The organism is uncultured Sunxiuqinia sp. (genome assembly GCF_963974515.1).
Taxonomy (GTDB): Bacteria; Bacteroidota; Bacteroidia; order Bacteroidales; family Prolixibacteraceae; genus Sunxiuqinia.
Window position 1 is genome coordinate 1 of the sequence record NZ_CAXBDD010000100.1, and the last position, 14,019, is coordinate 14,019.

The following is a 14,019-nucleotide window of genomic DNA, read 5'->3' on the forward strand; positions in this document are numbered from 1 at the left end:
CCGGGAGTTGAGCATTTCGAAAAAAGCTCTGACATGGGCAGTAGCAGAAGATGCCCTGGCATTCTTAACAGATGCGGGTTTGGTCGGGCGCCAAACGATCCCGCAACAGGCACGATCGACAGCAAAACAATACCGACACCGAATTGGAGCACAAACCAGTCGAGTGTATCTGGTGGCCAGCTGTTTTAGCCGATCGAATGGATATTGACCTTGAAGAAGCCGTTGAAAGATTCCTGACTAAAACCGCAGCATTTTTAAACTAGAGTCTTGGTGTAAAAACAGATAGTGGAGCCCCGGGGTATGAAACCCACCTGCAATCACATAAAACTTGCACGTTAATCATACAAAAAAGGAAGCTTTACCGGACATTGAGAGCGGCTTGAAAAAAGAAAGGTTTCCCGTAGTCATGAGAAACTGGCTTCCAGAGTCATTTTCTTTGTCTTTCGTCCCCCCTTTCGTTTCTGCCAATCGAAATTGATTTCGTCAAGCAGCCGTTTCTTTTCAGGATCTATTTTGTCCTGGTCAGAACGCATCCGGGAGACCCATTTCCCGAGTTTTTTGTTTTTCTTCCATTTTACCGGGACCCAGGTGTCGCCATATTCCTTTTTAAACTCAACAAGAAGCTGATACATAGTCATCCACGGTACCGGATTTTTACGGACGACAGGCCAATAAAAGCCTGCTTTATTCAACAGGTCTGTTTGTTCTTCCGTTAATTCATATACTTTACGGCGTGTTCTCGAAACCCAATGACCTAACTGCGGATTTTCGTTCCAACTGTAAGGAACCCGGGTATGTCCGTATTTTTCCTTAAACAGGACAAGCTGATCGTACATTTTCATCCAATAGGATTCGTGAAGATCCCAGGCAAACCCGATCTGCTCAAGCTTTTTGATCTTCCAGTCCGCGAGCTTACCTGTTCGTTTTTCTCTTCTTTGGATACATGTCCAACGTTCCAGAGGCCAATCGATACGTACAGAAACCTGAATTTCACCGTATTGCTTTTTGTATGCTTTCAACCTCTGGTAATTTCTTTTCCATTGCTCATCATATTTCCTGAGTTGAAGCTTCCAGGCTTCGTTACTCCAAACAAATCCCGTGTCCTCCAGTTTTTTCTTTTTCGCCGGGTCAAGTTTTCGTCTTTTTGCTAATGTTCTTTGAGTGTTCACCCAGGTACCCAACGCAGGGTTTTTCTTCCAGTTTACCGGCACCTGACAATCACCGTATTGCTTTTTATATTGTTCAAGCTGATCAAATTTCTCCTGCCAGTATTCTTCTTGTAAAACCGTGCAGTCCCAAATGAAGCCGATTTCGCTAAGTTTTTGTTCCCGCCTTGCAGAAAGCCTGCCGTTGGTTTTTAACGTTCGCTGACGATCCACCCAGCCTGCCAAATGCTGATCAGAATAGGTCCCAGGAACTTTACAATGCCCATATTTACTTTTAAAGGCGATAAGCTGCTCGAATTTATCTTCCCATTGGCTTTCATACACTTCCCTGAAATCCCAAACAAACCCCATCGCATCCAGCTTGTCTTTGCGTTTTCTTTTCATATTCCCTTCCGCAACTCTGCGTCGCTGAACACTCACCCAGTTGCTCAGTTGTTTGTTTACCTTCCATTTTTGCGGCACATTGCAATGCCCATGTTCCTGATAGAATTCTTTTAGCTGAATGTACATATCGTGCCATCTCCAATCACGGATATCCTTGAATTCCCAATGTACACCAAGGGAATCAAGCTTCGCTCTTTGATCCTGGCTCATGGCGTTCTTATTTCTGACCTGGGCGATCAGCCATTCATGAAGCGATGCATACTGAGGATCGGTGGCCGGCACATGGGCATGTCCATATTTTGCAAAAAACCGTTCCAAATCATCAAACCGCTCATACCAGTAATAGATCCGATCAATAGAGAAATCAAAGTCTATCGCTTTTAGTTTGTCTCTGAATTCTTTTGGTAACTGGTGTTTTGTCCTCTTCTGGATCAGCATCCATTTCACCAGTTCCTTATTTTTCTTGTTGTCGGGCAGAACGTTACAATGACCATGTACGCATTGAAAATGAACTAACTCATCATAAAAATAATACCATTGGACGATTGCTTCTTTTGATAAAATCATTACTGCTCCTGTGAAAAAGTTGTTAAAAAATAATTTTGTATCAAAATTATCAAATAAACAGACATGCATTTTAGTTTTTCAGATTTTTAACAGATCGTATTTGCAGTCAAGCTCTTTTTTACGTTCAAAAAATCTTTGTCCCAACCTCAAATTTATGAGTTCCAGCATTCGATTGATTCCAAAGAGACAGCTTGGAACCCCTTTGGAGCCCTTGGAATAAATGCAAAACGCCTGCCTGCTGAGTGGTTAGAAACATTCGTGTCGGTTGTGTCATTTGTGGACCAACAATCGAATGACCGCAGATCATAAACAATTCATAATCCTTATCCTCTGTGTTCTCTGCGGTTAAAAAATAAACGAGAACCGGTAGTTCCAGTTTCCGGCAGACCAATGAAGCAACCGCCCGGAAAAAAGTAAAGACGCCCGAATGGGGCATCTTTACAGCTATTTTATTTAACGGTACCTCGATTATTCAACCGCTTTTTTGGGTTGGTTGTCTTCGGGCAACAGGTTCATCATTTTCTTGATCCGGTAGTTGATCCGGATCGTCAGCATGTACATTACCGGAGCAATAAGCAGGGTGAGGAAGGTGGCAAAGCTGAGGCCAAAGATCACCGTCCACGACATGGGCCCCCAGAAAGCCACACTTTCGCCGCCCAGTGAAAAGTCGGGGTCGAAGTGGGTGTACAGGGTAATGAAATCGAAGTTGAGCCCAACAGCCAGCGGCACCAATCCGAGCACCGTAGTAATGGCGGTCAGCAACACGGGCCGCAGCCTGGTTTTTCCGGCAATGACGAGGCATTCAATTTCTTCTTTTACCGGCAGGAAAGCTCCCTCGCCGTAGCCCAGCTCATCACGCCGTTTCTTCCGCATCAGGTCGATGTAGTCGATCAGCACGATGCCGTTGTTGACCACAATCCCCGCCAGGGAGATGATACCGATGCCGGTCATGATGATGACAAACTCCATTTTGAAGATCGCCAGCCCCAGGAACACTCCAATGGTGCTAAACAGCACGGTGATCATGATAATCATGGGCCGGATAAAGGAGTTGAACTGGGTAACCATGATCAATCCAATGAGGGCTACCGCCACCAGCAAGGCAAAGATGAGGAAGGAGCTGCTTTCGTCCTGCTCCTGCTGCTCGCCGGTAAAGGCATAGTCGTAACCGCTTGGCATTTCGTAATTGGCCAGCACCTGCCGGATCCGGGCATTCACCTCGTTGGCGTTAAAGCCTTCGGTCACATTGGAGCTGATTGTCAGCACCCGCTTGTGATCGATGCGGTTCACCTTGTCGTAGGTGGATGAGTACTCAAAATCGGCCACCGCCGAGATGGGGATCTTATTGCCTTCCACCATTAGCTTTTGGTTCATCAGGGTCGACACATCGTTGCGGTATTCTTCTTTCAGGCGAATGAAAATATCGTATTCATCCTCCCCGTCTTTGTAGTCCCCCACATCGTAGCCATACAGCGAGTTGCGCAGGGCCATAGCGATTTCCTGGGTCGACAGCTCATAGCGTCGTGCCTTGTCGCGATCCACATGGATCAGCATCTCAGGCTGGTTCACGTTGATATCCAGCTTCAATGCTTCCAATCCCGGAATGTTGTCCCTGTTGATCCGGTTCATGAAATCATCGGTAATTTTAATGAGTTGTTCAAAATCATCACCGCTCACTTCAATATTCACATCGGCCCCTACGGGCGGCCCGTTCTCTTCTTTTTCAACAAAGATCTTCGCACCTACAAATCCCTTCAGGTTGGCCGATAACTCGCGCATAATTTCGGACGTGTTGATGCCATCGCGCAGCTTAAACTCGACAAATGAGATTGAGGTCAATGACTTGTTTGGGCTCTGGTCATTCTCGAACATGCCCCCTTTGCCGTTGCCCACCGAGGTGGTTACCGATTTGACAATGTCCTGGTAGGGTTCAATCGTGCTATTGATGATGTCTTCCACCCGGCGCGACACCTCATCAGTACGGTCGATCGAAGTTCCCAATGGCAACTCCATCGTGACATAGATGGTTTGCGGATCGGTATCCGGGAAAAAGACGACACTGGGCTGACGGACCATATAGAACCAGATGGACACGATGAGCAGCAGGAAGGTTCCAGCAAAATAGGCAACAGGCTTCCAGCCGGTGAGGGCAGTACGCAACTGGTCTTCGTAAAAGTTTTCGAGCCACACCAGGAAGCGGGTTTGAAACCAACGCGCCCAGGGACGGAAGATCAACACGTTGAGCACCATCAGCAGCGCTACGGTCATCAACAGATTACCAATCAGGTAAATTTTGGGCAGGTAAAAAACCACGGAAATGATGGCCAGGATACCCGCCTTCTTCACAACCTTCTTCCAGTCCATTCTCTCGCGGATATCATCAATCTTCATGAATCGGGCGATGAATGGCGGATTGAGCACCAGGGCCACAAAGAGTGAGGAGGCCAGTACCACGATCAGGGTTTGTGGCAAGATGCCCATAAACTCACCCACGATCCCTTCCCAAAACATGAGCGGAACAAAGGCCGCCAGGGTGGTCAGGGTGGAGGATATAATGGGATAGGCAATTTCGCTGACCCCTTTTTTGGTGGCACTCAACTGTGAGTAGCCCAGCCCATGCAGACGGTACACGTTTTCGACCACCACAATGGCGTTGTCAACCAACATCCCCAGAGCCAGGATCAGTCCGTACAGCACCATGGAATTGAGCGTGATGCCCATCTGGTCGAGCACGACAAAGGAGATGAACATGGACATGGGAATGGCCAGTCCGGAGAACAAGGCATTGCGGAAACCAAGGAAAAGGAAGAGCACAAAAATCACCAGGATCATACCCATGATGATGCTGTTCTCCAAGGTGGCAATATCGTTCTTAATGTAGGTCGACATGTCGTCGGTGACGATGATCTCCAGGTTTTTGGGCAGATAGCCCAGCTCCACCTGCTCATCGAGAATATGACGGATTTTATCGGTCGCATCCAGGATGTTGGCCCCGCTTTTTTTCACCACGGCCAGGGTAACCACGGGTTTGTTGTCGAGTCGCGAGATGGTTGACTTTTCCTTGTAGCCATCGACCACCTCGGCCACATCGCGCACATACACCGGTTTACCTTCATTCAGTTTGATGATGGTATTGCGGATCTGGTCCATGTTGGTGTAATCCGCTTCGGTACGCACCACGCGGCGGGTTTGGTCGGCGGTAAATTCGCCGGCGCCGATGGTGACATTTTCCATTTGCAGGGCCAGCGCAATGTCGTCGTAGGTCATGCCGCGTGCTTCCAACTTATACGGATCGACGTTGACCTGAATTTCGCGGTCGTCGATTCCCCGGATGTTGGCTTCCGAAATTTCGGCCAGGCTTTCAAATTCATCCTGAAGAATTTCGGCATATTCTTTCAGCTCGCGCATACTGAAATCGCCTGAAATATTGACATTCAAAATCGGGAATTCCGAAAAGTCGAGATCCATCACCAGCGGATCGTCTTCCAGGTCGCCGGGCAGATCCGAACGCGCCTTGTCCACATTGTCCTTGGTGTCCTGCAAGGCCTGTTTGATCTCTACGTCGGTGTTAAACTCCACCACAATGGTACTCACATCCTGGTACGAGGCCGAGGAAACTTTTTTGACGCCGTCCATCCCTTTCAGTTCCTGCTCGATGGGCCGGGTAATCAGGTTCTCAATATCCACCGGCGAGTTGCCGGGATAAATCGTTTGGATGAAAACATAGGGAATAGCGATTTCCGGAAATGACTCCCTTGGCATTTGGTTGTAGGAAAACAATCCAAACACCACCAGCATACCGGTTAAGATGTAGACAGTAATCTTATTCTTGAGCGCCAGGTAGGCTGGTCGAAACTTCCGCTGTATATGTTGCGAGTTGTCGCTTACTTTTTCTTTCTTCATGCTTGTGTGTTTTTACAGCTATCCATTCTGATCATGAATTGACATGCACCACGGTTCCGTCAATCACCTGGCTGAATCCTTCGGAAACGACCTTCATGCCGGCTTCCAGCCCTTCCTTCACTTCGGTCATGTTATTGTCGGACACGCCGGTTTTAACATAGACTTTCCGGGCAACCTGGCTGCCGTTGTTGGCCTCAACCACGTAAGTGTACTTGCCTTTGAAGTCTTCCTTGATCAGCAGGGAAGGAATCACGATCGCCTCTTCGGCCATATAGTCGCGAAGCTTCACCACGGCGTCGAGGTTAGGTTTGATCAGATTATCTTTATTTTGGAGATCCAGCCGGATACGGAAGGTCCGGTTGTTGGGATCAATGAAATTACCAATCATTTGGATTTTGGTGGTGTGTGTCTCGCCAATGGCCGGGAAATACACCTGCACCTCATCGCCCTGTTCAATTTTTGTCAGGTACGACTCGGCCACATCGGCATACACCTTAATTTTCTGAATGTTGACCAGTTTGGCAAAAGGCACCTGGGGACTGGCAATCTGTCCCTGCTTCTGATAAATCACATCAATCACCCCATCCACAGGAGCCGTAATGCTCGACATGCTTCTCTGAGCCTTCAAACCTTCCAGTTGCTGCTCCAGCGAATTCATGGTCGACTTGGCTTGCAGGTACTGCAACTCAGAGCCAATGTTCTGGTCCCACAGGTTTTTCTGACGTTCGTAGGTGGTTCGGGCCATGTCCAGGTTGATTTCCACTTCATCAATGGTCCGTTCAATGGGCTCGGCGTTCAGTGTAGCCAATACAGTTCCCTTCGAAACTCGCTGCCCTTCCCTGACCTTAATGTCCAGAATCTGTCCTGATCCTTCGGGGCTGACATTGACTTCCTGGTCGGCCTCCACACTGCCGGTCACTTCAATAAAGTGTTCAAACTTTTGCGGCTGAATTTCGGAGAGTACCACTTCTACTTTTTCTTCTTCGGTTGTGGCTTTCAGCTCTTTTTCGAGCTCGGCTATCTTGAGCTCCAGTTCATGGAGCTGCTGCTTGTATTCCACCAGCTGGGCTTGCTTTTCCTGGCTCTCGTTTCCGGCATTACCCGAAGAGCAGGAAGCCAGAAGGACAACAACCATGAGGCCTACGAGCGGATGAATTAATTTTTTGTGTCTAACGATTCGGTTCATCTTGTTTCTTGTTTAAAGTTTTCCAATTGCTTTGTCTAAGGTAATTTTCGAGTTCAGGAGCTGAATGACTGAGGCCACCCACGCTGCCTGTGCCTGAATGTATTGGGTTTCAGTTTGCGAAAGCTCCACACTGCTGCTGATTCCGTTGTTGTACTTAATGGTTGTTTTGTCGTAGATCTTTCGGGCCAGCTGTTTATTATCCACATCGTTTCTGAATTGATCAACCGCACTTTCAATATCGGCTACCGCTGTGAGGTAATCTTTTTGCAGGGTCTGTTCGGCCAGTTTCTGATTATTCTCGGCCTGCTGGTAAGCAAACTGTGCTTGTTTTACGATGGCCCGCTGCTGACCCGACGTGAAAATAGGCACGGTAAGGTTGAAACCCACCATGGATGATTTAAACCAGGGCACACTGCTTTTAAACAGGTTGGCGCTGTTTCCGTAGGCCGTCTTCGACCAGTTGTAAAATCCGCTGAGCTTGGGCAAATAAGCTGATCGGGCCAGCTTAAATTCCTTCATCGACAATTGCCGCTGGGTATCCAGCATCCGAAAGTCGATGTGCGACGCGTAGTCGAATCCACCGATGGTTTCCTTCTCTTTCAGCAAAGGATCCAGAAACTCATCCAGTCTTTCGGTCAACTGAAGGGTTTCTTCCACATCCACACCCATGGTATATTTCAACACCATGCGGGCGACGCGGATTTCGCGCTCGGCTTTCAGGATTTCGTTTTCCGCTTTCTGAACCAACAGGCGCATCTGATCCACATCCTGTTCTTCGGAGAAGCCATTCTCATACATGGCACGGGTATCATTTTCGAGTTTCTTTGAGTTCAGCAGGTTTTCCTTCATCACCTTCAAATTTTCCTCGGCTGCCAGCACCATAAAATAAGATTGGGCTACGGCATGCTTAATGTCGATCTCCGTTTTCTCTTTGGTTTGCGAAGCCATCTGAAGGTAAACTTTGGCTGATCCGATTCCCACGATGTAGGAGCCGTCAAAAATCAACTGGTCGACTGTGAATCCAAAGTCGGAGTTGTAGTCCTGCCCAAACTTCACCGGGATATAAGTTCCGGCTTCTTCGCCAAAAAACTCTCCTGGAATAAGCGATACCGGCAGATTCAAAAACTTGGTGTAATTCGCGCTCCCCGAAACCTGAGGCAAACCCATGGCTATGGTTTCCCACACTTTCTTTTGAGCAGCAGAAACATCAAGCCCGCTGTTTTGGATGACATAAGAATGCTTTAGCGCGTATTCCTGTGCTTCGGCCAAAGTAAACTTAAGATCGTCCTGAGCTTTTAAACCCCCTGCCAGCAAAAAGAAAATGAGCAAGGTCGTGAGCTGTTTCGTCTTAGTTTTCATTCTGAACATTGTTTAATTGTTGTTTATAGTATTTCAAGCCTTTTTCTGTACAAACGCCATAAAAGTGGTAATCCAGCAATTGGTCGAACAGGGACATATCACGCACCTCTTCTTCCGAAAAAATTCCATTATCGGGGTTGAACACAAATAAAAAACGCCCCACGACTATCCGTGCCATCACGTCGCTGTCCAACTCTTCCCGAAACAGGCCTTCCTGTTTTCCCTGGTTCATAATCGTCAGATTATCCAGGTAGATCCGCTTCCGTTTATATTCCGTTATTTTGCGATATACATCCGGATAACTTTTCCTCAGATCATATTCCATGTTGTTGTGGACGATCTTCAGCATTTCACTAATGTGCTTCCGAATCCACAGGATCTTGTCGATGGCATTCAGCGATTTGCTTTCCTGGCAATGAAACGCTTCATCTTTCATTAAAAAAGCATCGACAACCTCTCCCACTAAATCCGCCTTGTCTTTAAAATACTGATAGAGGGTCTTTTTTGAAATCCCCAGTTCTGCGGCTACGTCATCCATCGTTACACTTCGTATGCCGTGTCGCATATACAGCTGTCCCACCTGATCCAGTATGTGTGCTTTCTTTTCTTCCATAATCCTTGCAAAGGTAGATTCCTTGTCGTATCGGAAACTATAATTCTTTTAAAAGTTTCCACAGTTTACGAAGAATTAACATTCCTGTATCCAGATTGTTTCCAATTTTCGGACACAAAACTATTTTATTACCCAAAGTTTCTCAGATAAGAATCGGTGAACAAAGAAATAAGTCGAGGAATGGAGATAATCGGTTTGCGGATTGCTGTAGAGTTATACAGACCAATTCGACATACACCGGAGCATTTCACTGATTTTTGGCGTCTTTCGGGTTTTGATTCAGAAAGAAGGCAAATCAATGTACGACGTTTGGATCCGGAACTTGAATCGGACTCGCCTTTTATGCGGGGGGACTATCCCCGCGATTTTAAAAGGGCTTCTGCCACGCGAAGATCTATGGGATTGGTGATTTTGATGTTTTCGGGATTTCCGTCCACCAGGTGAATGTGTACTCCGTCCGCTTCACAAACCGAAGCGTCGTCGGTAAAAAAATCGCTTTCCGGCTGCCGGTAGGCTTTCTTGATCAATTCGGTTTGAAAGGTTTGTGGGGTTTGCACCAGCCGGAACTGGTTCCGGTCGACATGCCGGCTCTCATGCCCTGTAAGCTGTCGCAGTGACTCCACCACCGGCGAAACTGGCAGCGCATTTCCTTTTTCCAGCGCCGTTTGAAAGCAACGCTGCAAGGTTTCGGATGACACCAGGGGACGCACACCATCGTGAATAAAAACGATGCCATCACCGGCGATGGCATCCAATCCATTCCTGACTGACTGAAAGCGGGTATCTCCTCCGCCAACCAGGCTGATTTTACCGGTAAGTTGAAACTGCTGACGAACTTGCTGCCAACGGTCAAACTGCGAAGAGGGTAAAACAAGCACCAGTTCTATTTCGGGGTCAAAATCCAGAAAACGTTGGATCGTCCACAACAGGATGGGGCGGCCTGCCAGCTCGATAAACTGTTTGGGAACCTCTGCTCCCATTCTTGAACCCACTCCTCCTGCAACGATTAATGCAAACTTTTTCATCCATCCACATGTTTAGGTCATGAACCTGCTTTGCCCGCCGCGAATCGCCGGCCTCTGGCCGACCGGCGACACACGCAGGCGCACAGCGTCAGGAAACAAAAATAGCATTCCATTTTCAATTCCTGTTGCTTCGGCAAAACAATCGGTTTATCTTCACGATAAAATTGAAAATAACCCACATAAAACAACACAGTCCATGAAAGTACTATTCGATTTTCTGACCGAACTTCGCGAAAACAATACCCGCGAATGGTTTAACGAGAACAAAAAACGCTACGAAGAAAGCAAAGAGCAGATCCTCTTTTTTAGCGAATTGATGATCCAGGAAATTCGTAAGTTTGATGCGGACGTCCCACAGATTGATCCCAAAGATTGCCTGTTCCGGATTTTCAGGGATGTGCGCTTTTCGCATGATAAGTCGCCTTACAAAACCCATTTCGGAAGTTTTATCGCCAAAGGAGGCCGCAAGAGCGACCGGGCCGGCTACTACATCCACCTGGAACCGGGAAACTCGTTTCTGGGCGGCGGTGTTTGGCACCCTGAAGCGGCTCCGCTCAAAGCCATTCGAACTGAAATCTTAAATCATCCGGAAGGACTGCGGGAAGTGGTGGACGATGAACAGTTCAAAAAATACTATCCCACGATTGAAGGCGAAAAGCTGAAAACGGCGCCCAAAGGCTTTCCGAAGGATTTTGAGCAGGTGGATTTGCTGCGCTACAAATCCTATGCGTTCGGGTTCCAGGTGGATGACCAAACCGTTTTAAACGATGATTTTGTCGGTCTCGCAGTCGACGCTTTTCAGGAACTTTCGAAGGCCAATCGCTTTTTAAACGATGCCTTGGATAAATGGTGCTGAACAATATCTAATCGTTCGTCGGAGTTATAGCGTGTTTTAGGCCCCAAAATGACCAGTTCATGATTTTTTTAAAAAAATGGGGTTACCTATCAGCCCGAAACTGAATAAACCTATAGAATAGTTACCAGAATAGTTTCTTCCCAATCTACCCATTCTAAAAATAAAGCCGGATAATCGTCCGGCTTTATTTTTTTACTTGGTGTATAAGTATCGTTTAATATTTCGCTTGGGAGTTTTCTCAAATTCCTGGCTCACCAGTTCAAGTTGGGCCAGCTGACTGTATTTAGGCAATTCGCGGTTGGCATGCAGCCTGTTATGTTCCATCAATTTGGCCAAGTGTACCTCATCGAGTTTTTCCGCTTCAACCAATTCCGGATCAGGATAAACCAAGGCCACCAGCTTTCCTTCGCGTTCAACCACCACGTTCTCCAATATTCCGGGTAAATTCGACAGCTTCGCCTCAATCTCTTCGGGGTAAATATTCTGCCCCGAAGCCCCCAGCAGCATATTTTTACTCCGTCCTTTAATGTAGATGTAGTTCTGCGAATCAATCAGCCCCAGGTCGCCGGTTTTCAACCAGCCATCAGCGGTAAAAGCCTGCCGGGTGGCCTCCTCATTTTTATAATATCCCTGCATAACATGGATTCCTTTCACCTGAATTTCTCCCACTTCCCTGTAGGGATCGCTGGAGTCAATGCGTACCTGCATCCGGTCGACCAGCTTGCCAGCCGACATGGGCTGAGTGGTACGCCATGCGTCATATGAAATGAGCGGCCCACACTCGGTCATGCCATAGCCAATCGTAAAAGGAAATTCGATTTTCCGGAAGAATTCCTCCACTTCATGACTTAGCGGAGCGCCGCCAATCACAATTTCGTGGAAACGTCCGCCAAAGGTTTCAACCAGCTTTTCCTTTACTTTCCGATGCAACACGCCCGAAATTCCCGGAACTTTCAGCAGGAATTTCATGAAAGGTTTTTCAAGACTTGGAAGGATCCGTTTCTTGTAAATTTTCTCAATCACCAGGGGCACCGATAAAATCAGGTGTGGCTGAATCTCGCCAAAGGCTTTCAAAATCACTTGAGGCGTTGGGGTTTTGCTCAAAAAGGTGATGTGACAGCCAACAGATGCGGGAAACAAATATTCGAACAACAAGCCAAAAACATGGGCCATGGGTAAGAATGACACGATTTTGTTGCCGGTTGTCAAAGGCATGTGCTCGCGCGCATAAATCAGGTTCGACAGCAAGCTACGCGCAGGAAGCATGACCCCTTTGGTAAAGCCTGATGTTCCGCTGGTGTATGAAATCACGCACAATTGCTCGTCGTCCACTTCATCCAGACCAAAATTCTCGGGCAAAATCGGATCAACAGCACCCGCTTTTAAGTTCTGTTCCCAGGCTGTTAAACAGGCGGCATCCTGATCAAAAAGCAGGTTGAACGCCGTCAAACTAACCACCGCCTGAAGCTGCGGCATAGCCTCGGCATCAAGCTTGTCGAACAAGAGATCGCTGGCAAACAAGAGCTTCGATCCGGAATGCTTAACAATGTGGTGTACATCACCCGGGTTAAAATCGGGAAGTATCGGCACTGCGACGGCGCCATAGCCTATGGTGGCTAAAAAAGAAATGGCCCAGCTAGCCGAATTACGGCCCAACAGGGAGACCTTATCTCCTTTTTGAATTCCACTTTCCCTGAAAAACAAATGGATTTGATGAATTTTTTTTGCCACTTCCCCGTAGTGATAAGTGGAACCACCATAGTCCGTAAACATCGGTAAATCCCAATTTTGCAGCAGCGATTCCTTATAAAGCCCGGTCAGGCTTTGAGCAGCAAGTGTTTGGTTCATAAGTTTCCCTCTCAATTATTCCTTCAGCCGGAATTATTTTTAGTAATGCGTGCAATTCGCTCCACGGCATCGTCAACATAAGCTGTCTTTTCCATACCAATGGTCATCGTGTGCACGTTTCCACTCTTCCAGGCAAATCTAAGAGATTTTTCACGAACTTCCTCTTGCGTCAAATCGCCACCCCCGAAAATCTTCATTCCAATCACTCCCTTTCCACTGTCTTTAGCCGTTTTCAGGATTTTCATGATCTCTTCGGGCGTTCCGTCCATTCGAACCTGATCAGGATTGATGCGGGCCAGGATCACGTCTACCCAAGGATCGACCACTGCGGCCTTCATGGCATCGATGTTGTGGCACGACACGCCCACCAGCTTCACCTCACCTTTTTGCTTGGCTTCGGAAAGCTGCTCTCGAAAGGAGGCTTTCTCCGTCACCCAATTGCCATTCATCAGGCAGTGCAGCAACACGATGTCAAAGTACTCTGTCCCCAGTTCCTTTTTAAAGCGGTCGAGGGTCTGCTGCACCGGCACCACTTTGTTCCAGCTGTTATCCTCGGTCCAGATCTTGGTCATCAGCTGAAAATTGTCACGCGGCACTTCTTTAAACAGCTCGCGGACAAAGGTGTGGGTGCCATACGAATCGGCCGTATCGATAAAGGTTACCCCACGGTCATAAGCATGGTGCGACACCTTCTTAAAGGCTTCCATCCCCCCGCGTGTCAACACCGATTCGTGCGCCCAACCATTGGTTCCGCAGCCAAAAGCCAGCTGCGAAACGTTCAAGCCGGTTTCGCCAAGCTTTACCTGATTCATTGATTCATAGGCCGGGGCGTCAAATCCCGCAAAAGCAATCCCTGCTGAAACGGCTGAAACTCCGGCAATTCCCTTGCGAACAAATTCACGACGATTAATCTTTTTCATTTTGTAAGTATTTTTAAAGGTTGTATTTAAAAAACCCTGAATTTCAAAACAATACCAAATCAGACATAATGGTCCTTAATATACAACGATTGATTGAGCATGCAAAATCCTGCTTGTTAAGAAGTTTAAACGGTTTGTCGTAACTGTTTTTTATTATTTTAGCGCTTTCTTTTAAACGAACACTTTAAATTA

At 47.4% G+C, this 14,019-nt stretch carries 10 protein-coding genes; 2 read left to right on the forward strand and 8 right to left on the reverse strand.

The window, feature by feature from the left end; translation table 11 throughout:
• Positions 1 to 208: hypothetical protein (locus tag AAC033_RS15850; RefSeq protein WP_339739882.1), on the forward strand; the 208-nt coding region annotated here is incomplete at its 5' end.
• A gap of 196 nt (positions 209 to 404) precedes the next feature.
• Here the strand turns inward: AAC033_RS15850 and AAC033_RS15855 are convergent.
• From AAC033_RS15855 to AAC033_RS15880, 6 genes are all read right to left on the reverse strand, one after another.
• Entirely contained in the window at positions 405 to 2,117 is a 1,713-nt protein-coding gene (locus AAC033_RS15855) for a helicase associated domain-containing protein (RefSeq protein WP_339739884.1), read from the reverse strand.
• 468 nt (positions 2,118 to 2,585) lie between these two features.
• Positions 2,586 to 6,020 (reverse strand): efflux RND transporter permease subunit, encoded by a 3,435-nt coding sequence (locus AAC033_RS15860; protein WP_339739886.1) that lies wholly within the window; start codon positions 6,018 to 6,020, stop codon positions 2,586 to 2,588.
• Between the two features lie 31 nt (positions 6,021 to 6,051).
• Entirely contained in the window at positions 6,052 to 7,206 is a 1,155-nt protein-coding gene (locus AAC033_RS15865) for an efflux RND transporter periplasmic adaptor subunit (protein WP_339739888.1), read from the reverse strand.
• A 12-nt stretch (positions 7,207 to 7,218) separates the two neighbouring features.
• Positions 7,219 to 8,565: a TolC family protein gene (locus AAC033_RS15870; protein WP_339739890.1), complete on the reverse strand. Its 1,347-nt coding sequence runs from the start codon at positions 8,563 to 8,565 to the stop codon at positions 7,219 to 7,221.
• A complete protein-coding gene (locus AAC033_RS15875; RefSeq protein WP_339739893.1) occupies positions 8,555 to 9,178 on the reverse strand; it encodes a TetR/AcrR family transcriptional regulator in 624 nt (207 codons plus the stop codon). Before AAC033_RS15875 ends, AAC033_RS15870 begins: the two co-directional genes overlap by 11 nt.
• A 353-nt stretch (positions 9,179 to 9,531) precedes the next feature.
• Complete coding sequence (locus tag AAC033_RS15880) at positions 9,532 to 10,203, reverse strand: 2-C-methyl-D-erythritol 4-phosphate cytidylyltransferase (RefSeq protein WP_339739895.1); 672 nt, start codon at positions 10,201 to 10,203, stop codon at positions 9,532 to 9,534.
• Between the two features lie 196 nt (positions 10,204 to 10,399).
• On the opposite strand from AAC033_RS15880, the gene AAC033_RS15885 reads away from it, so the two are divergent.
• Positions 10,400 to 11,059: a DUF2461 domain-containing protein gene (locus AAC033_RS15885; RefSeq protein WP_339739897.1), complete on the forward strand. Its 660-nt coding sequence runs from the start codon at positions 10,400 to 10,402 to the stop codon at positions 11,057 to 11,059.
• A 192-nt stretch (positions 11,060 to 11,251) separates the two neighbouring features.
• Here AAC033_RS15885 and AAC033_RS15890 read toward each other — a convergent pair whose 3' ends face one another.
• Both AAC033_RS15890 and AAC033_RS15895 read right to left on the reverse strand, forming a co-directional pair.
• Positions 11,252 to 12,907 (reverse strand): AMP-binding protein, encoded by a 1,656-nt coding sequence (locus AAC033_RS15890; RefSeq protein ID WP_339739899.1) that lies wholly within the window; start codon positions 12,905 to 12,907, stop codon positions 11,252 to 11,254.
• A gap of 23 nt (positions 12,908 to 12,930) precedes the next feature.
• Entirely contained in the window at positions 12,931 to 13,827 is an 897-nt protein-coding gene (locus AAC033_RS15895) for an aldo/keto reductase (protein WP_339739901.1), read from the reverse strand.
• Between the last annotated feature and the right edge of the window lie 192 nt (positions 13,828 to 14,019).

Bases quoted from the DNA above. Each gene is read 5' to 3' on its own strand.
- AAC033_RS15895 (WP_339739901.1), bottom strand. From the start codon at position 13,827: ATGAAAAAGATTAATCGTCGTGAATTTGTTCGCAAGGGAATTGCCGGA.
- AAC033_RS15855 (WP_339739884.1), bottom strand. From the start codon at position 2,117: ATGATTTTATCAAAAGAAGCAATCGTCCAATGGTATTATTTTTATGAT.
- AAC033_RS15865 (WP_339739888.1), bottom strand. From the start codon at position 7,206: ATGAACCGAATCGTTAGACACAAAAAATTAATTCATCCGCTCGTAGGC.
- AAC033_RS15870 (WP_339739890.1), bottom strand. From the start codon at position 8,565: ATGAAAACTAAGACGAAACAGCTCACGACCTTGCTCATTTTCTTTTTG.
- AAC033_RS15880 (WP_339739895.1), bottom strand. From the start codon at position 10,203: ATGAAAAAGTTTGCATTAATCGTTGCAGGAGGAGTGGGTTCAAGAATG.
- AAC033_RS15885 (WP_339739897.1), top strand. From the start codon at position 10,400: ATGAAAGTACTATTCGATTTTCTGACCGAACTTCGCGAAAACAATACC.
- AAC033_RS15875 (WP_339739893.1), bottom strand. From the start codon at position 9,178: ATGGAAGAAAAGAAAGCACACATACTGGATCAGGTGGGACAGCTGTAT.
- AAC033_RS15890 (WP_339739899.1), bottom strand. From the start codon at position 12,907: ATGAACCAAACACTTGCTGCTCAAAGCCTGACCGGGCTTTATAAGGAA.
- AAC033_RS15860 (WP_339739886.1), bottom strand. From the start codon at position 6,020: ATGAAGAAAGAAAAAGTAAGCGACAACTCGCAACATATACAGCGGAAG.